Origin of the sequence: Niveibacterium sp. 24ML, assembly GCF_026586805.1 — a bacterium.
GTDB lineage: Bacteria > Pseudomonadota > Gammaproteobacteria > Burkholderiales > Rhodocyclaceae > Niveibacterium.
In genome coordinates this window covers 62,497-80,878 of record NZ_JAPFHA010000013.1, presented here as the reverse complement: position 1 = coordinate 80,878, position 18,382 = coordinate 62,497, and the positions used below count along the sequence as shown (strand labels likewise).

At 63.3% G+C, this 18,382-nt stretch carries 16 protein-coding genes and 1 pseudogene; all 17 read right to left on the bottom strand.

Annotated features, from left to right (window positions below):
• Nucleotides 1–20 precede the first annotated feature (20 nt).
• The 17 genes and pseudogenes from OPU71_RS12585 to OPU71_RS12505 all read right to left on the bottom strand — a co-directional run bounded on the left by OPU71_RS12585 (nt 21) and on the right by OPU71_RS12505 (nt 18,332).
• The gene (locus OPU71_RS12585; protein ID WP_267728333.1) at nt 21–1,127 is read right to left on the bottom strand and encodes an MBL fold metallo-hydrolase; all 1,107 of its coding nucleotides are present in this window, start codon (nt 1,125–1,127) and stop codon (nt 21–23) included.
• 79 nt (nt 1,128–1,206) lie between these two features.
• On the bottom strand, nt 1,207–1,698 hold the full coding sequence (locus OPU71_RS12580) for an RNA methyltransferase (protein WP_267728332.1): 492 nt from the start codon (nt 1,696–1,698) through the stop codon (nt 1,207–1,209).
• A gap of 99 nt (nt 1,699–1,797) precedes the next feature.
• Nucleotides 1,798–3,189, bottom strand: a complete 1,392-nt coding sequence (dnaB, locus tag OPU71_RS12575; protein WP_267728330.1) for a replicative DNA helicase — start codon at nt 3,187–3,189, stop codon at nt 1,798–1,800.
• Nucleotides 3,190–3,298: 109 nt separating this feature from the next.
• Nucleotides 3,299–5,404 (bottom strand): polyribonucleotide nucleotidyltransferase, encoded by a 2,106-nt coding sequence (gene pnp, locus OPU71_RS12570; protein WP_267728382.1) that lies wholly within the window; start codon nt 5,402–5,404, stop codon nt 3,299–3,301.
• Nucleotides 5,405–5,580: 176 nt separating this feature from the next.
• Nucleotides 5,581–5,850, bottom strand: a complete 270-nt coding sequence (rpsO, locus tag OPU71_RS12565; protein WP_267728329.1) for a 30S ribosomal protein S15 — start codon at nt 5,848–5,850, stop codon at nt 5,581–5,583.
• Between the two features lie 65 nt (nt 5,851–5,915).
• Nucleotides 5,916–6,824: a tRNA pseudouridine(55) synthase TruB gene (gene truB / locus OPU71_RS12560; protein WP_267728328.1), complete on the bottom strand. Its 909-nt coding sequence runs from the start codon at nt 6,822–6,824 to the stop codon at nt 5,916–5,918.
• Nucleotides 6,821–7,237, bottom strand: coding sequence for a 30S ribosome-binding factor RbfA (rbfA, locus tag OPU71_RS12555; RefSeq protein WP_267728327.1), 417 nt, complete (start codon nt 7,235–7,237; stop codon nt 6,821–6,823). The genes truB and rbfA overlap by 4 nt, the downstream gene beginning before the upstream one ends.
• Before the next feature lie 84 nt (nt 7,238–7,321).
• Nucleotides 7,322–10,159: a translation initiation factor IF-2 gene (infB, locus tag OPU71_RS12550; protein WP_267728326.1), complete on the bottom strand. Its 2,838-nt coding sequence runs from the start codon at nt 10,157–10,159 to the stop codon at nt 7,322–7,324.
• 19 nt (nt 10,160–10,178) lie between these two features.
• Entirely contained in the window at nt 10,179–11,651 is a 1,473-nt protein-coding gene (gene nusA / locus OPU71_RS12545; protein ID WP_267728325.1) for a transcription termination factor NusA, read from the bottom strand.
• Nucleotides 11,652–11,672: 21 nt separating this feature from the next.
• Nucleotides 11,673–12,101 (bottom strand): ribosome maturation factor RimP, encoded by a 429-nt coding sequence (gene rimP, locus OPU71_RS12540; protein WP_267728324.1) that lies wholly within the window; start codon nt 12,099–12,101, stop codon nt 11,673–11,675.
• Between the two features lie 695 nt (nt 12,102–12,796).
• Nucleotides 12,797–13,684 (bottom strand): annotated as a pseudogene (gene rluB / locus OPU71_RS12535) (23S rRNA pseudouridine(2605) synthase RluB); the annotation flags it as partial.
• Nucleotides 13,638–14,249, bottom strand: coding sequence for an SMC-Scp complex subunit ScpB (scpB, locus tag OPU71_RS12530; protein WP_267728322.1), 612 nt, complete (start codon nt 14,247–14,249; stop codon nt 13,638–13,640). The gene scpB and the pseudogene rluB, both read right to left, overlap by 47 nt.
• Entirely contained in the window at nt 14,239–15,075 is an 837-nt protein-coding gene (locus OPU71_RS12525; RefSeq protein WP_267728321.1) for a segregation and condensation protein A, read from the bottom strand. Before OPU71_RS12525 ends, scpB begins: the two co-directional genes overlap by 11 nt.
• Nucleotides 15,076–15,144: 69 nt before the next feature.
• The gene (locus OPU71_RS12520) at nt 15,145–15,798 is read right to left on the bottom strand and encodes a site-2 protease family protein (protein WP_267728320.1); all 654 of its coding nucleotides are present in this window, start codon (nt 15,796–15,798) and stop codon (nt 15,145–15,147) included.
• 42 nt (nt 15,799–15,840) lie between these two features.
• Nucleotides 15,841–16,470, bottom strand: coding sequence for an L-threonylcarbamoyladenylate synthase (locus tag OPU71_RS12515; protein WP_267728319.1), 630 nt, complete (start codon nt 16,468–16,470; stop codon nt 15,841–15,843).
• Nucleotides 16,471–16,573: 103 nt separating this feature from the next.
• Entirely contained in the window at nt 16,574–17,410 is an 837-nt protein-coding gene (locus OPU71_RS12510; RefSeq protein ID WP_267728318.1) for a 3',5'-nucleoside bisphosphate phosphatase, read from the bottom strand.
• Complete coding sequence (locus OPU71_RS12505) at nt 17,391–18,332, bottom strand: alpha/beta fold hydrolase (protein ID WP_267728317.1); 942 nt, start codon at nt 18,330–18,332, stop codon at nt 17,391–17,393. The genes OPU71_RS12510 and OPU71_RS12505 overlap by 20 nt, the downstream gene beginning before the upstream one ends.
• Nucleotides 18,333–18,382 lie beyond the last annotated feature (50 nt).

Sequence of the window (18,382 nt, the reverse complement as noted above, 5' to 3'; positions counted from 1 at the left end):
TCAGGACGCCGTGAATTGCATCAAGATGTTGGCGGGCCGGCTTGAAGGGCGCAGCGTTCCACCGGCAAGCCCAGCTGCTGCCACTGCAGCATGCCGCCGCGCATGTTGGCAACGCGGGTGAGGCCCGCCTGACGCAGGATCACGCTGGCCTGGCCGGAACGCATGCCCGCATGGCACACGGCGATCACTGGGCGATCAGTCGCCACCTCGGCCAGACGTTCACGCAATTCGTTCAGGGGGATCAGCCGCGCACCGGCGATGCGCCCCAACCGCTCGTCCACTTCGTCGCGCAGACGCACATCGAGCACCTGCACCTCATCCAGGTGTTCGGCCACCCATTCGGGCTCGATCTCAAGCAAGCCCGCATAGCTCTGGCGCACCGGCCCCCAGTCCGCCGGCCGCGGCACCCGCCCGTCTTCGGGGCGGCCCGATCGCAGGTTGGCCGGCACCGCCACGGCAAGCTGCTTCGGATGCGGCAGGTTGAGGTTTTCCATGAAGCCGACGAAGTCGCGCTCGTCCGCCTGCCCGCCAATGCGTGGGTTGTGGCAGCGCTCTTCCGCTACCGAGGACATCGTTCGCCCGTTGTAGTCATGGGCGGGGAAGATCAGGCATTCGCCCGGCAGGCTGAAGATCTGCTCGGTGATCGAGCGGAACAGCGTGTGCGCGCTGCCCTGCTGGAAGTCGCAACGCCCGGCGCCGCGGATCAGCAGAGTGTCGCCGGTGAATGCCATGCCTTGGTCGTCGCTGACGAAACACAGGCAGCCATCGGTATGCCCAGGCGTTGCGCGCACCTCAAGGTAGCGCTGCCCGAACACCACGCGATCACCGTGGTCGAGTAGCAGGTCCGCCCCCTGCATCGCATCGCCGTAACGTTTCGACACCCCGATGCGGCAGCCGGTCTCCGCCTGCATCAGCCAGGCGCCGGTGACATGGTCGGCGTGGCAATGCGTATCGAGCACCGCCACAAGCTTGAGGCCAAGTTCTTCAAGCAGCGCGAGGTCGCGCAGATGCTGCTCGAAGACGGTGTCAATCAGCACCGCATCGCGCGTCGCGGGGTCGGCCAACAGGTAGGTGTAGGTCGACGATGCGGCGTCGAAGAGTTGCCGGAAGATCAGTTTGCCGAACATGGCGGGCTCCGCTGTCGCAGTCTCATCACGCTAGCTCACTCAGCGCCGGTCGACAACCGGCACGCGGCCCAAGCCGTAGTCAATCGGCCAGGGAACGCTTCAGCATGCGGTCGTAGAGCACCACGTTCACCGTCGCGGCAAGGTTCATGCAGCCATTGGTCGGCACATAGACGATGTCACGGCACCAAGCTGTTACGTCGGCCTTCAGGCTGCCGTCCTCCGGCCCGAAGATGTAGAACGCGCGCTCGGGGTGCTTGTACTGCGTCAGCGGCTGCGCGTTGGCGTGGATCTCGATCGCAACCGGCACACAACCGAGCGGAATGATGCCCTGCAGATCCTCCACGCCGATCAGCGGAATCTGTAGATGCACCTGCTTGGTATCGGTGCGGAAAGCGCTGGCCTTCTCGTAGCGCTTGCCGGTGTAGAACACCGAATGCACGCCGTAGCACCCCGCGGCGCGCATCACCTCGCCAACATTGGCCGGATTCTTCGGGTTCGCGAGACCGATACAGGCATAGCCCTCGTAATCGCGGACGGCCTGCTTGCGGGTGAGGGTTTCAATTTTTGACATAGGCGGGTCTTTCCGTGCGGGCCGCTGGTGCAGATCTGCGTGGCCTCGCAGCCCCCACACCGGGGGCGGAGCGGCGCGAGCATGGCGTCGTCGACGGGATCAGTAGCCGGGTGCCGACACGTAGTTCTCGAAGCGCGTGCTTTCGCCGCGGAAGGTGAGCTTCACCACGCCCGTAGGGCCGTTCCGGTGCTTGCCGATGATCAGCTCCGCGGTGCCCTTGTCGGGTGAATCGGGGTTATAGATCTCGTCGCGGTAGATGAACATGATGATGTCCGCGTCCTGCTCGATGGCGCCGGATTCGCGGAGGTCGGACGCCACCGGGCGCTTGTTCGGCCGGTTCTCCAAGCTTCGGTTGAGCTGCGAGAGCGCAAAGATCGGAACATTGAGTTCCTTGGCCAGGGACTTGATCGAGCGCGAAATGTCCGACAGCTCCTGCGCCCGGTTGTCGGTTTGCTTGAGCGATGTCATCAACTGCAGGTAGTCGATCACGATCAGCCCCAGCTTGCCGCATTGGCGGTGCAGGCGGCGGCAACGTGCGCGAAGGTCGGTCGGGTTGAGGCCCGGGGTTTCGTCAATGAAGATCGGCGCCTCGTGCAGAAGCCCCAGCGCCATCGTCAGGTTCTGCCAGTCGTCGTCAGTCAGTCGCCCGCTGCGCAGCCGCGTCTGGTCGAGGCGCCCGACCGATGCAATGAAGCGCATCGCCAATTGGGTTGCCGGCATTTCCATCGAAAAGATGGCAACCGGCAATTTCGAGTGGATCGCAATGTTCTCGGCCACGTTCAGGGCAAAGGTTGTTTTCCCCATGCCAGGGCGGCCGGCAATCACGATCATGTCGCTGCCGTGAAGGCCGGACATCTTGTCGTCGACGTCCACCAATCCGTAGGGAATACCGGTGACCTCCTCCGGATCATCGCGGTCGTACAACTCCTGAATGCGATCCACCACCTGGCCCAGGACCGGCTGGATCGGCTGAAATCCGGACGCCGAACGCGCCCCGGTCTCCGCGATCTCGAAAATCTTCGCCTCGGCCTGATCGAGCAAGTCCTTGGCGTCACGCCCGGCCGGCGCGAGCGCATTCGCGGCGATGTCGTCGCCAATTGTTACCAGTCGACGCAGGATGCAGCGCTCGCGAATGATCTCGGCGTAGCGGCGGATGTTCGCGGCTGACGGGGTGTTATTCGCAATCTCCGCCAGATAGCTCAGGCCGCCGACCTGGGCGGCTTCCGCCGCCTTGTCGAGCGACTCGAACACCGTCACGACGTCGGCCGGCTTACCCAGTTCAACCAGATTGGCGATATGGCGAAAGATCCGCCGATGGTCATCACGATAGAAGTCGGTTTCGCTGACAAGGTCTGCGATCCGATCCCAGGCCTCGTTATCAAGCAGCAGCCCGCCAATCAGCGATTGCTCCGCTTCAATGGAGTGGGGGGGCAGCTTGAGCTTGGCGATCTGTGCGTCGACGGGCTCGGACGCGCTACTGAACTGGGACATGAAGCACCTCGATTGAAGCGGCGATTCTATCGAAGCCTGATGCGACTTCGGCGCACGCATAAAAAACAAAAGGCCCGCTTACGCGGGCCCTCTGCCAGAGCAAGCCAGCTTACTGCTGTTGCTGCGCTTCGGCTTCAACCGCCTTGAGGCTCAGGCGAATCTTGCCCTTGTCGTCGGTCTCGATGACCTTGACGCGGATGACCTGACCTTCCTTGAGGTAGTCGCCCACGTTTTCCACCCGCTTGTTCGCGATCTGCGAGACATGCAGCAGACCATCGCGACCCGGCATGATGTTCACGATGGCACCGAACTCCAGAATCTTCAGCACCGGGCCTTCGTAGATCTTGCCGATCTCGACATCGGCGGCGATCGCTTCGATGCGCGCCTTGGCCAGCTCTGCCTTCGCGCCATCCACCGAAGCAATGGTCACGGTACCGTCGTCCTGAATGTCGATGACCGTGCCGGTCTCTTCAGTCAGCGCACGAATCACCGCGCCGCCCTTGCCGATCACGTCGCGGATCTTCTCCGGATTGATCTTCAGGGTCAGCATGCGCGGCGCGAACTCGGACAGCTCGGTGCGGTGACCACCCATCGACGCCTTCATCAGCTCGAGGATATGCAGACGGCCTTCGCGAGCCTGCTCCAGCGCTTTCTTCATGATCGCCGGATTGATCGAGTCAATCTTCAGGTCCATCTGCAGCGCGGTCACGCCGTTTTCGGTACCTGCAACCTTGAAGTCCATGTCGCCGAGGTGATCTTCATCGCCAAGGATGTCGGTCAGCACGGCAAAACGGTTGCCGTCCTTGATCAGGCCCATGGCGATACCGGCCACGTGGTTCTTGAGCGGAACGCCCGCATCCATCATGGCAAGCGAGCCGCCGCAGACCGAGGCCATCGACGAGGAACCGTTCGATTCGGTGATCTCGGACACCACGCGCGTCGTATAGCCAAACTCAGCTGCGTCCGGCAGCACCGCCACAAGGGCGCGCTTGGCGAGACGGCCGTGGCCGATTTCGCGGCGCTTCGGCGCGCCGACACGGCCGGTTTCACCGGTCGCAAACGGCGGGAAGTTGTAGTGCAGCATGAAGCGCTCGCGGTATTCGCCCGCGATGGCGTCGATGATCTGCTCGTCACGCCCGGTGCCGAGGGTCGCGATCACCAAGGCCTGCGTTTCGCCTCGGGTGAACAGTACCGAACCGTGGGTGCGCGGCAGAACGCCAGTGCGGATCGTGATCGGGCGCACCGTGCGGGTGTCACGACCATCAATACGCGGCTCACCATTAAGGATGCGGTTACGCACGATGCTCGATTCGAGCGCGAAGAGGCGATCCTTGATCTGGGCTTCGGTGGGCGCGCCGGGCTCACCGGTCACCAGCGCAGCGATCGTCGCAGCGGTGACTTCCTTGATCCGGTCGCTGCGCTGCTGCTTCACGGTCAGCGCGAAAGCTTCATTCAGGCCCGGCAGTGCGAGCGCTTCGACCTTGGCGGCCAGCTCGGCATCCTGTTCCGGCGCTTTCCAGTCCCACTCCGGCTTGCCGGCTTCATCGGCCAACTCGTTGATCGCGTTGATCACGGTCTGCATCTGCTGGTGGCCATACACGACGGCGCCCAGCATCACGTCTTCCGGCAGCTCGTTCGCTTCCGACTCGACCATCATCACGCCAACTTCGGTGCCGGCCACCACCAGATTCATCTGGCTGGTCTGCAACTGGGTCGCAGTGGGGTTGAGAATGTACTGGCCGTTCTCGTAACCGACGCGGCATGCGCCGATCGGCCCCTGAAACGGCACGCCAGAGAGCGTCAGCGCAGCCGAGGCACCGATCATCGCCGGGATGTCAGCATCGATTTCCGGGTTCTGCGAGAGCACGGTCACGACGACCTGGATCTCGTTGTAGAAGCCTTCCGGGAACAGCGGACGAATCGGACGGTCGATCAGGCGGGAGGTCAGGGTGTCCTTCTCGGTCGGACGGCCTTCACGCTTAAAGAAGCCACCGGGGATACGACCCGCAGCGTAGAACTTCTCCATGTAGTCAACCGTGAGCGGAAAGAAATCCTGCCCCGGCTTGGGATTCTTGGCGGCACAAACAGTCGCCAGCACCACGGTGTCGTCCATCGACACCATGACCGCGCCGTGGGCCTGACGAGCAATTTCGCCGGTCTCAAGCGTGACGGTTTGCGATCCGTAAGTAAAAGTCTTCTTTGTCGGTGTGGGCAGCAAGGGAAATCCTTTCAGTCTGCCCGCTGCTCAGCCAATCCGGCAGGCGAGGCCTGTGGAGTCTGTGCAACGGATCTCAAATGGAACAATGCCGGCGTCGCCCGTAGGGCTCGCCGGCATTGCGAATTCAGCCGAACCGCGGGGATTGCGTCGTGGTCACGGCTGTCAGCCGCCGATTACTTACGCAGGCCGAGACGCTCAATCACGCTGCGGTAGCGGTCAACTTCCTTGCGCTTGAGGTAGTCGAGCAGCTTGCGGCGCTGGCTCACCATGGCGAGCAGGCCACGGCGGGAGTGGTGGTCTTTCGTGTGCGCCTTGAAGTGACCGGTCAGGTCATTGATGCGTGCGGTCAGCAGCGCGATCTGTACTTCGGGCGAACCAGTGTCGCCCTTGGCGCGCTGGAAGTCGGCGACGATCTGCGCCTTTTGTGTCGTAGCAATAGCCATCTCTTCTAATCCAGTTATCTGCTTTCAGTCGAGCCGCGCATTATAGCGGCGAATTTTCATTTACATCAAGCACCTGCGTGACTCGCAATGAGTCGTCGCGGTGCCAGCCGACCATCTGGCGAAACCCGGCCAAGGCCTAGAAAACGCCCGTCGGCAAACACACGGCATTCCACCGCGCCTGGCGGCAGCGGGACAGCGACAGACTGACCGTGCAGAAAACTGCCCGCCGCATCCGGAGCAAGCGGTACGGCAGGCAAATGGGATGCGAGCAGATCCGCCGCGCGCAATGATGCGCCGCGAACTGCATCGCTCGATTCAAGTTGTTCCAGCGAGACCGCGTCCCCGATCTCAAAGGGCCCGATCCGGGTACGACGCAATGCAACGATGTGCGCACCGCAGCCAAGGCGTGACCCGATGTCTTCTGCAAGCGTGCGGATGTAGGTGCCCTTGCTGCAACTGACATCCAGATCGAAGTCCTGACCGTCAAGCGCTCCGGCCTTGATCGCATGGATCGTCACCCGCCGGGCATCACGCTCCACGGTTACGCCAGCACGGGCGTACTCGTAAAGGGCCTTGCCGTCGCGCTTGAGGGCCGAGTACATCGGCGGCACCTGCTCGATCTCGCCAAGAAAACCGGCGACCGCCTCCGCGACGTCCTCGTTCCGTGCGTCGACTGGGGCAGTCGCGATCACTTCGCCCTCGGCGTCACCCGTGCTCGTCCTTACGCCAAGGCGCACGCGCGCCCGGTAAGACTTGTCGGCATCCAGCAGCATCTGGCTGAACTTGGTTGCCTCGCCAAGACACAGCGGGAGCAAACCACTGGCGAGCGGATCGAGCGTGCCGGTGTGCCCGCCTTTGGCAGCGTTATACAGTCGGCGCACCGTTTGCAGGGCCGCGTTCGAGGACATGCCGACCGGCTTGTCCAGCATCACGACGCCATCGATACAAAGTCGCGGAGCGCGCGCAGGCTTCATTGCGCGGGCTTCTCGTCCGAGGCGGCTGGGTCTTCGCCTTGCGCTTCGCCAGCGTGCGCGGCGTCACTGCGCACCGCCTCATCGATAAGCGCCGAAAGCTGCGCCCCGCGCTCGATCGAGCGGTCATACACCCAGTGCAGGTCCGGCGTTGTGTGAATGCGGATGCGGCGCCCAAGCTCGCGACGCAAGAATCCACTCGCGCGGCGCAGGCCCTGGGCAAGTTCCGGCACGGCACGCTCACCTTCGATCGTCGTGAAATAGACCTTGGCGTGCGCATAGTCCGGCGTCACCTCGACCGAGGTGATCGTCACGAAACCGATGCGCGGGTCTTTCACTTCCATGCGGATCAACTCCGCAAGCTCGCGTCTGATTTGCTCGGCGACGCGGTCACCACGCGAAAACGCTTTAACCATCACACTACTCCTGCCCCTGCCTGAGGGGAGTCAAACAAAACGGGCCCCTTCGCGGGGCCCGTTGGCACTTCACCGCACTGGGTATCAGAGCGTCCGGGCGATTTCCTGGATCTCGTAGACCTCCAGGTGATCGCCTTCCATGATGTCGTTGAAATTCTTGATCTGCAGGCCGCACTCGAAGCCGAACTTGACTTCCTTGACGTCGTCCTTGAAGCGCTTGAGCGAATCGAGCTCACCATCGTGAACCACCACATGGTTGCGCAGCACGCGAACCCGCGCGTTGCGCTTGACGTTGCCGTCAAGCACATAACAACCTGCGACCGCGCCAACCTTCGAGATCCGGAACACCTGACGAATCTCGACCGTACCGATGATCTGCTCGCGCTTTTCGGGCGCCAGCATGCCGGACAGGGCTGCTTTCACCTCATCCACTGCGTCATAGATGATGTTGTAGTAGCGCAGATCGACGTCAAATGCCTCGGCCGTCTTGCGTGCACCGGCATCAGCACGGGTGTTGAAGCCGATCACCACGGCCTTCGAAGCCTGGGCGAGGTTGATGTCGCTCTCGGTGATACCGCCCACCGCAGCGTGAATCACCTGCACACGAACCTCGTCGGTCGAAAGCTTGGTCAGTGCATGCACCAGTGCCTCCTGCGAGCCCTGCACGTCGGCCTTGATGATGAGCGGCAGGGTCTTGACCTCGCCTTCCTTCATCTGCTCAAACATGTTTTCGAGCTTGGCGGCCTGTTGCTTTGCCAGCTTCACATCACGGAACTTGCCTTGGCGGAACAGCGCGATTTCACGAGCCTTGCGTTCATCGGCAAGCGCCATGGCATCGTCACCTGCCGAGGGCACATCCGACAGGCCGAGGATCTCGACCGGAATCGAGGGGCCCGCTTCCGCGATGGGCTTGCCGTTTTCGTCCAGCATCGCGCGAATCCGGCCAAAGGTCGCCCCGGCCAGCACCACATCGCCGCGCTTGAGCGTGCCGCTCTGCACCAGCATCGTTGCAACCGGGCCGCGGCCCTTGTCCAGACGCGCTTCGATGATCAAGCCCTTGGCCGGCGCATCGATTGCAGCAGTCAATTCAAGCACTTCGGCTTGCAGGAGCAAGTTCTCTAGCAGCGTATCGATCCCAAGGCCGGTCTTCGCAGACACCGGAATGAAAGGCGAATCACCACCGTACTCTTCCGGCACGACGCCTTCTGCAACCAGCTCCTGTTTCACGCGATCCGGATGCGCATCGGGCTTGTCCATCTTGTTGATGGCGACCACGATGGGCACACCTGCCGCCTTGGCATGGTGGATCGCTTCCTTGGTCTGCGGCATCACGCCGTCGTCGGCAGCAACCACCAGAATGACGATGTCGGTTGCCTTGGCACCGCGGGCACGCATCGCCGTAAAGGCCTCGTGACCCGGCGTATCGAGGAAGGTCACCACGCCACGATCGGTCTCTACGTGATACGCACCGATGTGCTGGGTAATGCCACCCGCTTCACCCGAGGCCACCTTGGCGCGACGGATGTAGTCCAGCAAGGAGGTCTTGCCGTGGTCAACGTGGCCCATGACGGTCACGACCGGGGCACGCGGCAACTGCACCGCATCCTTCTGTTGCGAATCATCCAGCAGCGCTTCCGGATCATCGAGCTTGGCCGCGATCGCCTGGTGCCCCATTTCTTCGACGAGGATCATCGCCGTTTCCTGGTCAAGCACCTGATTGATCGTCACCATCTGCCCCAGCTTCATCATCTGCTTGATGAGCTCAGTCGCCTTGATCGCCATCTTGTGGGCGAGATCGGCCAGCGAAATGGTCTCGGGCACGTGCACTTCACGCACGATCGGCTCGGTCGGCGCCTGGAAGTTGGTGTCCTGCTGACGGTTGTCCTTGCCGTGACGGCCGCCGCCACGCGCACCCCGCCACCCGGCCGCACCACCACCGGTGTCACCGCGCGTCTTGATCTGGCGACGCTTGGTGTCATCCTCGCGCTCAACCTTCTTGGCGGCACCCTTCTTCTCTTCCTTGGCACCCTCGGCCTTCACCGGCTTATGCAGCGTCCCGGTCTTGGCCGGAGCGGCAGCGGCCGGGGCCGCCACAGCGGCGGGCTGGCGCGCCTTTTCAGCGGCTTCAATGGCGCGCTGACGCGCAGCCTCTTCATCGGACTTCTTACGTGCTTCGCGCGCCTGCTTCAGGCGCAGTTCTTCAGCTTGAATGCGGGCAAGCTCGGATGCGCGACGCGCTTCGCGTTCGCGGGCGGCACGCTCCTCGGGCGAGAGCATGTCGAGAATTGAACGGGCGGCCACCGGTGCGGCTGGCGCTTCCTGTGCTTGCGCGGGGGGGGCTACGTTCGATACCGGCACGGCCTCAACGACGGCCGGCGCCGGCTCAGCCACGACCTCGGGTGCCGGCTCGACTGCCACCACAGGCTCGGGCGCCGAAACGACCTCCGGCTCCGGTTCCGGAGCGGGTTCCGGTTCCGGCTCCGGGACGATTTCGGGCTCAGGTTCCGGAACGGGCGCGAGCTCAGGCTCAGCAACTTCCGCCACCGGGATGTGCTCGTCGTCGGCCTGCATCAAGGCCTCTTCCATGTCCGGATGGACGCCACCCTCGGCGGCCAACTCGGATGGGTCACGCTTGACGAACACCCGCTTCTTGCGCACTTCAACCTGGATGGTGCGCGCCTTGCCGGTCGCATCCGAAGCCTTGATCTCCGATGTCTGCTTGCGCGTCAGGGTGATCTTCGCCTTCGGAGCGGTCTCGCCATGCGAACGCCGCAGGTAATCGAGCAGGCGCGTCTTGTCCGCCTCGCTCAGGGACTCGCCTTCACTGGACTTCGCAACACCGGCCTTCTGCAACTGCTCAAGCAAGACGGATGCAGGCATCCTCAGCTCGCTGGCGAACTGCGCCACGCTCATTTCTGCCATAACCGCAACAACCTCCGTCTTACTCGAACCAGTGCGCGCGGGCCTTGGTAATAAGGTCCTTCGCACTGTCTTCGGTGATACCCGCAATCTCGGTCAGCTCATCGACGGCAAGGTCGGCAAGGTCGTCGCGGGTCTTAACGCCGGCGCGCGCCAGTTTGGCGGCGAGCGGCTTGTCCATGCCGTCGAGTGCCAGCAGGTCTTCAGCGACCTGCTCGAGTTGCTCCTCGCTGACGATGGCTTCGGTCAGCAGAACATTGCGGGCACGTGTCCGCAGTTCATTGACCGTTTCTTCGTCAAAGGCTTCGATTTCAAGCATTTCAGAAAGCGGAACGTAGGCAATCTCCTCGAGGGAGGTGAAGCCTTCGTCGATCAGGATGTCGGCCACTTCATCATCGACATCGAGTTTCTCGGTGAAGGTGCGGCGCAGTCGGCCATGCTCAGCCTCGCTCTTCTGCGCGCTCTCTTCCACCGTCATCAGGTTGATCTGCCAGCCGGTCAACTCCGAAGCAAGCTTGACGTTCTGGCCGCCACGCCCGATCGCGATTGCAAGGTTGCTCTCGTCAACCACAACATCCATCGCGTGCGACTCTTCGTCGACCACGATCGACGAGACCTCTGCTGGCGCGAGGGCCTTGATCACGAACTCAGCCGGATCTTGCGACCACAGCACGATATCGATGTTCTCGCCGCCCAACTCGTTACGCACCGCCGTGACGCGCGATCCGCGTAGGCCGACGCAGGTGCCGATCGGGTCGATGCGCGCATCATTTGCCTTGACCGCGATCTTCGAACGCATGCCTGCATCACGCGCACACGCACGAATCTCCAGCAGGCCATCTTCCATCTCGGGCACTTCAAGCTCGAAGAGCTTGATTACAAACTCCGGCGAAGTGCGTGAGAGGATCAGTTGAGGGCCCCGCGCGCCCCGCGAAACTTCTTTGAGATAGGCGCGCGTGCGGTCGCCGACGCGAAGGTTTTCCTTCGGCACCATTTGATCCTTGGGCAGCACAGCCTCAAGTCGGCCAACCTCGACGATCGCGTTGCCGCGCTCCATCCGCTTAATGTTGCCGGTGACCAAGTGCTCGCCGCGCTCAAGGAAGTCGTTGAGGATCTGCTCGCGCTCGGCATCGCGAATACGCTGCAGGATGACCTGCTTCGCCGCCTGCGCGCCGATGCGACCGAAATCGATCGGCTCGAGCGGCTCCTCGACATACTCGCCAACCTGAATGTCTTCGAACTGCTCACGTGCATCGATCAAGCCCATCTCGGCTTCATCGTTGGTCACGTCGGCATCCAGCATCACCAGCCAGCGACGGAACGCCTCATGCTCGCCGGACTCACGATCAATCGTGACACGGACATCCGCGTCGTCATGGATACGCTTTTTCGTGGCCGAAGCCAGCGCCGACTCCAGCGCCTGGAACACGATCTCTTTCGAGACGTTCTTCTCGCGCGACAGCGCATCGACAAGCAGCAAAACCTCGCGGCTCATTGCATCAACCCCTCAAAACTCTTAGAACTTGGGAACGATTCGCGCCCGCTCGACATCGTCGAACGCGAAACGCTGCTCGCCAGTTGCGGTTGCAAGAATCACCGTCTCGCCTTCGATGCCGCGCAGGACGCCGCTGAAATTGCGCTGATTCGCCACCGGAATCCGAACACGCATCTGGACTTCTTCGCCCGCAAAGCGTTCGAAGTGGGCCAGCTTTGTCAGCGGGCGATCAAGCCCGGGCGAAGAGACTTCCAGCCGGTCGTAATCGATATTCTCGACTTCAAAAAGTCGGGTCAGTTGATTGCTGACTGTCGCGCAGTCCTCAACAACAATGCCTTCCGGCTTGTCGATAAACACACGCAAAAGCCGGCCACGGGGCGACGATTCGATATCGATCACCTCAAAGCCCAAGCCTTCGGCCGTCTTCTCAATCAGCAGTTTCAGATCCATGCGCCGCTACAAACAAAAAGTGGGCGCAATGCCCACTCATCAAAACATGCCTGACGCACGAAAAATACAGGCGCCAGATCCTATAACCCGCAAGAGTTTATCAGACCTGGCGCGCTAGGTAAATGCGTTCACTCAGCAACCGGCGGCTTGCGCGGTTTGCGCCCCCGCCCGGAGCGCTTGCGCGCCGGCGCGGCCACTGCATCGCCCTCAGCTCTCGGCGCGACGCCTTCCGCTGCAAGGCCCGGCGCACCGGGTTCGTTTTGCACGTTCCGCGGCAGGCGCGGGCCACTTTGCGGTTTGCGCGGCTTGTTCGGGCGAGCACCACGCTTAGGCGCGCCGCCCTCCGGTGCCGGAGTGCCGGCCTCCAGCCCCAAGCGTTCCTGCGCGCCATCCTCGGGTCGCCGCCCACCGCCACGCTGCTGCGCGCGCTGACCGCCCTGCGCACCCGCCTCAGCGGGGCGCCCGTCACGCGGCGGACGGGGGCCTTTGCCGCGCGGATTTCGTTGCGCGTTCGGGCCACCAGGACGCGCCCCGGCTCCTTGCGGGCGCCCGGTACGCGGCCCACGCTCGGTGGCCGCGCCGTCGGTCAGGGGGCGTACGCCAGGCACCTTGAGTCTTTGCGCCTTGGCCCACGCCTCGGCATCTTCAGCCTCCATGTCCGCCTCGAGCTGATGCTCGTCAGGTTCGGCAAAAGGCGAATCAGGCTCGATATCGGCCGGAAGCGCCTCCATCAAGGCGCACACGTCCGCTTCGGACATCTCCGCCCAAGCCGCGCGCTTGAGTTGGCGCGGCAACTGGACCGGCCCGTAGCGCACCCGCATCAGGCGACTGACTGTCAGGCCGACGGCTTCGAACATCCGCCGCACTTCGCGATTACGGCCTTCAGAAATCGTCACGCGATACCAGTGGTTACTGCCCTCTCCACCCCCATCGGTCAGCGAGTTGAAGCGCGCTTCGCCGTCTTCCAGCGCAACGCCCGTGGTCAGCGTGCCGATCTGCTCTTCGGTCAGCTCGCCCAGCACCCGCACGGCGTATTCACGCTCCAGCTCGTAGCGCGGATGCATCATGCGGTTGGCCAGATCGCCGTTGCTGGTGAAGAGCAACAGGCCGGAGGTATTGAAATCGAGTCGCCCGATCGCGATCCAGCGACCCCGGTTGAGCACCGGCAAGCGCTCGAACACGGTCGGCCGTCCTTCAGGATCGTCACGGCTGACGATTTCGCCTTCGGGCTTGTGGTACATCAGCACGCGGGGCGCGCGCTCGGTGAAGCGGATGTTCACCAGCTTGCCGTTGATCTTGATCCGGTCGCCCGGACCGATCTTCTGTCCGACTCCGGCAGGCATGCCATTGACGCTGACTCGCCCGGCGATGATCCACTCTTCAAGTTCGCGCCGGGAGCCATAGCCCGCCTCTGCCAGGAGCTTGTGCAAGCGCTGCGGTTCGTAGGCCTCGGCCTGCGCTTTGGGGCCGCGCCCCCTGCGCCCTGGCGGCGCGGCGCCGTCATTGCGGCGCGGCGGGCGGGCGGGGGAATTGCCATCATTGCGCCGCGGCGGGCGCGGCTTGCGTTGCGGTATCGACAAGATCCATCACCTTTTCAATTTCGGCCAAGGGTGGCAGCTCGGTGAGGCTGCGCAGGCCAAGTTCATCAAGGAAGCGTCGCGTCGTGGCATAAAGCCCCGGACGTCCGGGCGTATCACGATGCCCGACGATATCGACCCAGCCACGTGATTCCAGTGTTTTCAGTACGTTTGGAGAAACGGCAACGCCGCGAATATCTTCAATGTCGCCACGCGTCACCGGCTGGCGGTAGGCGATGATTGCCAGCGTCTCCAGCACGGCTCGCGAGTATTTCGGCGGTTTCTGCTCACGCAACCGGTCGAGATAGGGCTGGTATTCGGCACGGGTGCGGAATCGCCAGCCAGTCGCCAGTTGAGCCAGTTCAGCGCCGCGATCACTCCAGCGCTCGCGCAAGGCTTCGAGCAGTCGGCGAATCAGATCCGCATCAAGCTGGTCATCGAAGAGTTTGCGCAGCTCAGCCATTGCGAGCGGTTCGGCAGCCGCAAGGAGCGCTGCTTCAAGGACCCGCAAGGCAAGCTCGAAGTCTATCGAATCTTCGGCCGCGGCCGAAACTTCCGATTCAATCGGCATCCGAGGTGTTAAGTCTGACATAAATCGGCTCCAAGGGTGCCACCTGACTGACAACAACCAGCCGCTCCTTGACCAGTTCAAGCACCGCCAGGAAGCTGACAACCAGCATCGGCACACCCGCATCACGCTCGAACAGGGCTTCGAAGGGCTGGAACGCGCCACCGCCAAGCTGCCGCATAATGGACGTCATCCGCTCACGCACCGAGAGTTCTTCACGCTTGATGGTGTGGTGCTGCGTCAGCTTGGCCTTACGCACCAAACCCAGCCAGGCGACTTGCAGATCGTGCAGGCTGACTTCCGGCAAGCGCTCGACCACCTTTTCGGCGACCCACACGGTAACCCACTCATAATCGCGCTCAACCCGTGGCAGCGCATCCAGCCGCGCGCCTGCAACCTTCATCTGCTCGTACTCCAGCAGCCGGCGCACCAGCTCGGCTCGGGGGTCTAGGCTGTCGTCTTCCGCTTCAGCCGGCGGTCGCGGCAGCAACATGCGCGACTTGATCTCAAGCAGCATCGCCGCAATCAGCAGATACTCGGCCGCCAACTCCAGGTTGCTGCGCCGCATTGCCTCGACATACTTGAGGTACTGGGCCGTCAGCGGCGCCATCGGAATATCAAGGACGTTGATGTTGGCCTTGCGGATCAGGTAGAGCAGCAAATCGAGCGGGCCTTCAAAGGCCTCAAGAAATACCTGCAGCGCATCCGGCGGAATGTAGAGGTCGCGCGGCAGCTCGAACAGGGACTCGCCATAAATCTTTGCCAAGGCCGGCGGCAAGCCCTCGTCGTGCGGGCGTAAGTCGAGCTGAGCCGTTGCAAGCTCAGCCATAACGGCGCACTGCTGAAAGGCCGAAGGGATTCGCGCCAACAAGCGGGTGGATGTTCATACCCGAACCACTCACGCGCCGGTGACAAGCGCGATGATTTGCCTCAGCGGCGGGATCAGCGGCCACAGCACATAGTCCAGCACGCGCAGGTATAGCAGCGCGATCAGGATGATGAAGCCGTAGGGCTCGATCCGCGCGAACTTCCACGCCAGCGGACCGGGAAGGAGGCTGATCGCGATGCGGCCTCCATCGAGCGGCGGTATCGGTAGCAGGTTCAGCAACATGAGCCCCAGATTCACCAAAATGCCCACCTGCCCCATCTCGAAAAACCGGTCGCCACCATATCCATCCAACGCACTCTGCAGACTCAGCATCAAACCCCAGCCTAATGCCAGCGCCAAGTTGGCACCCGGCCCGGCAGCGGCCACCCAGAGCATGTCGCGCTTCGGGTTGCGCAAGCGGCCGGAGTTCACCGGCACCGCCTTGGCCCAGCCAAAGGGCGGGAAGCTCGCGCCGGTCGCGTGATTCATTAGCACGATGCCCAGCGGTACGGCGATCGTGCCGACCGGGTCGATGTGACGCAGCGGGTTAAGGCTGATACGGCCGGCAAGGTAGGCGGTCGGGTCGCCGAAGTGGCGCGCCGCATAACCGTGCGCGGCCTCGTGCAGGGTGATTGCCAGCAATATGGGCGGCGCCCAAACCAGAATCGTCAGGACGATGTCCATGGCCCACTAATCATTGGGAAAACAGCAGTCTAGCAGAGGCGTTCAATCGTCAAGCCCGAGCGGGCTGAGCGGGCCAAGGCCGCGCCGAATCACTTCCGGCGTGCCGCCGGTGAGGTCGACCACCGTCGTCGCTTCGGGCCCGCAGGGGCCGGCTTCGATCACCAGGTCGACCAGCTTTTCGAGTCGGTCGCGGATGTCTTCGGCATCGGTGAGCGGCAGGTCTTCGCCCGGCAACAGCAGCGTGGAGGTGAGCATCGGTTCGTTCAGCTCACCCAGCAAGGCCGCGACGACTGGGTGCGAGGGGCAGCGGATGCCGATGGTTTTGCGCTTGGGGTGCAGCACGCGGCGCGGCAGTTCCTTGGTGCCTTCGAGGATGAAGGTGTAGGGACCGGGCGTCACCGCCTTAAGCAAACGGTACTGCGCATTGTCGACCCGCGCGTAGTGCGCGATTTCGGAGAGATCGCGCACCATCAGCGTGAGGTGGTGGCGATCATCAACGCCGCGGATGCGGCGGATGCGGTCGATCAGGCCTGCGTTCCCGGTCTGCCCCGCCAGTGCGTAGGCCGAGTCGGTCGGAAAGACCACCAACCCGCCATCGCGAATGATCTCGGCGGCCTGTCGCAACAAGCGTGGCTGCGGGTTATCGGGAAAGAGGGAGAAGTACTGAGCCACGATCGAGAGGCAATGCGCTAAAGGCGCGATTCTAGTCCCGCAGCGTCAGCGCTGTCGCGGGGTTCCGCGCGATTGGCGGATGCGTTGCGGCGGCCCGCCCGATTCAAAAGCGCGACCACACCGGCGTGAGGTCCTCGGGCAGGCGATCCGCGCCCCCAAGATCAACACTGCTCTCGCCCGGGCCGTGGAAGTCCGACGCGCGTGAGGCCAGAAAGCCGAAGCGGCGCGCAACCCGCGCAAACTCAAGCGTGGACTCGCGGTGGTGCGAACCGGACACAACCTCGATTGCGCCGCCACCCAAATCGTGAAACCGCTCGAACAGGGTGTTCAGTTCGGCCTTGGACAAGCGGTAGCGGCCAGGGTGGGCGACGACCGCGATCCCGCCGGCGCCGTGAATCCAGCCCAAGGCATCGTCCATCGTGGCCCATACATGTTCGACGTAGCCGGGCTTGCCGCGCACGAGGTAATGATCGAACACGGTCTTCACGTCGCGCGCCGCGCCGATCTCGACCAGATAGCGCGCAAAGTGCGATCGACTGACCAGCGCGGGGTTTCCCACATACTTCAAGGCGCCCTCGTAGGCGCCACGAATCCCGATCGCCGCCAGCGCATCCGACATGCGCGCGGCACGGCCATCGCGGCCAGCACGCACGCTCGCCAGACCTTCGCGCAACGCGGCGTTATCCGGATCAAGACCAAGCCCGACGATATGCACCGTCTGGTCGCCCCACGAAACGGACACCTCCACCCCGTTGACAAAGCGCACCCCGAATTCAGACGCGGTCGCTCGGGCCTCGGGCAGGCCGCCAATCTCATCGTGATCGGTCAGGGCGAGCAGTTCGACGCCGTTGCGGGCGGCGCGGGCAACAACTTCGGCGGGTTCGAGCAGCCCGTCCGAATAAGTGGAATGGCAATGCAGGTCAGCGTTGAGCGGGATCATACGGCGAGTGTACCGTGCCCCGCGGCAGGCCGAGAAAAAACTCCTCAAGGATGCGGGCAAGTGCCTCTGCCTGCTCAAGATGCAGGTTATGGCCGCAATCGGGCAAGGTCTCGATCCGCGCGTTGCGCAGGCTCGCCAGACGCATCATGACCTCTTCGCGCGTGAGACCCAGCCGCTCAAGCAAGGCGGCATCGTCGGCCAGCACGACCAGAACCGGGGCGCTGATCCGGCGCCATGCGGCCTGCACTTCAGAGAACCGATAGAGCGCCGGGCTGACGTGTTTGTGCGCCGGGTCAGCGGCGCGGATCACCGCACCCAGCCCGTCTTCCTCGCCCAGGTGGCGGGCCAGAAACGCCGCCCGTTGCGGTGACAAACGCGGGTTTTCAAGCCGCAACTGCCGCGCCAGCGCGGGAAAATCCGGGTAGCTGCGAAAACGCTCGGGCGTGCGCAACTGCTGTAGCCATTTTTCCAGCCGGCCGGGTGCCTCGTCCGGCCTTGCCTCGCGCAAACCGAAGGCATCGAGCGATGCCAGCGCGCGCACCCGCGTCGGCCGCACGCCCGCATACAGACAGACCAGATTTCCGCCAAGGCTGTGTCCGACCAGGCACGCCAGCTCATCAGGCGAGTAGGCTTCAAGCAAGGCATCGAGGTCGGCAAGGTAGTGCGCGAAGAGGTAGCCGTCGGCGCTCCAGGCGCTCTCGCCAAAGCCACGCAGATCGGGCGCGATGATGTCCCACTCGCCCGCCAGTGCATCAACCATGAACTGGAAGGACGCCGACACGTCCATCCAGCCATGCAGCAGGAACAGGCGCGGCGCGCCCGGTTGCGGCCAGCGCCGCACATGTAGCCGCAGGCCGCGCACATCCAGCCATTCGCTCACCGATTCGCGGCGCGGCATCCAGGCATCGGCAGGCGGGTTCATCGCGGGGCTCCGGGGCGAAAACAAGTCATGTTATCAGCCGGTTGCGGCGC

Coding starts and splice junctions, on each gene's coding strand:
- OPU71_RS12585 (WP_267728333.1), bottom strand. CDS start 1,127: ATGTTCGGCAAACTGATCTTCCGGCAACTCTTCGACGCCGCATCGTCG.
- OPU71_RS12580 (WP_267728332.1), bottom strand. CDS start 1,698: ATGTCAAAAATTGAAACCCTCACCCGCAAGCAGGCCGTCCGCGATTAC.
- dnaB (WP_267728330.1), bottom strand. CDS start 3,189: ATGTCCCAGTTCAGTAGCGCGTCCGAGCCCGTCGACGCACAGATCGCC.
- rpsO (WP_267728329.1), bottom strand. CDS start 5,850: ATGGCTATTGCTACGACACAAAAGGCGCAGATCGTCGCCGACTTCCAG.
- truB (WP_267728328.1), bottom strand. CDS start 6,824: ATGAAGCCTGCGCGCGCTCCGCGACTTTGTATCGATGGCGTCGTGATG.
- rbfA (WP_267728327.1), bottom strand. CDS start 7,237: ATGGTTAAAGCGTTTTCGCGTGGTGACCGCGTCGCCGAGCAAATCAGA.
- infB (WP_267728326.1), bottom strand. CDS start 10,159: ATGGCAGAAATGAGCGTGGCGCAGTTCGCCAGCGAGCTGAGGATGCCT.
- nusA (WP_267728325.1), bottom strand. CDS start 11,651: ATGAGCCGCGAGGTTTTGCTGCTTGTCGATGCGCTGTCGCGCGAGAAG.
- rimP (WP_267728324.1), bottom strand. CDS start 12,101: ATGGATCTGAAACTGCTGATTGAGAAGACGGCCGAAGGCTTGGGCTTT.
- scpB (WP_267728322.1), bottom strand. CDS start 14,249: ATGCCGATTGAATCGGAAGTTTCGGCCGCGGCCGAAGATTCGATAGAC.
- OPU71_RS12525 (WP_267728321.1), bottom strand. CDS start 15,075: ATGGCTGAGCTTGCAACGGCTCAGCTCGACTTACGCCCGCACGACGAG.
- OPU71_RS12520 (WP_267728320.1), bottom strand. CDS start 15,798: ATGGACATCGTCCTGACGATTCTGGTTTGGGCGCCGCCCATATTGCTG.
- OPU71_RS12510 (WP_267728318.1), bottom strand. CDS start 17,410: ATGATCCCGCTCAACGCTGACCTGCATTGCCATTCCACTTATTCGGAC.
- OPU71_RS12505 (WP_267728317.1), bottom strand. CDS start 18,332: ATGAACCCGCCTGCCGATGCCTGGATGCCGCGCCGCGAATCGGTGAGC.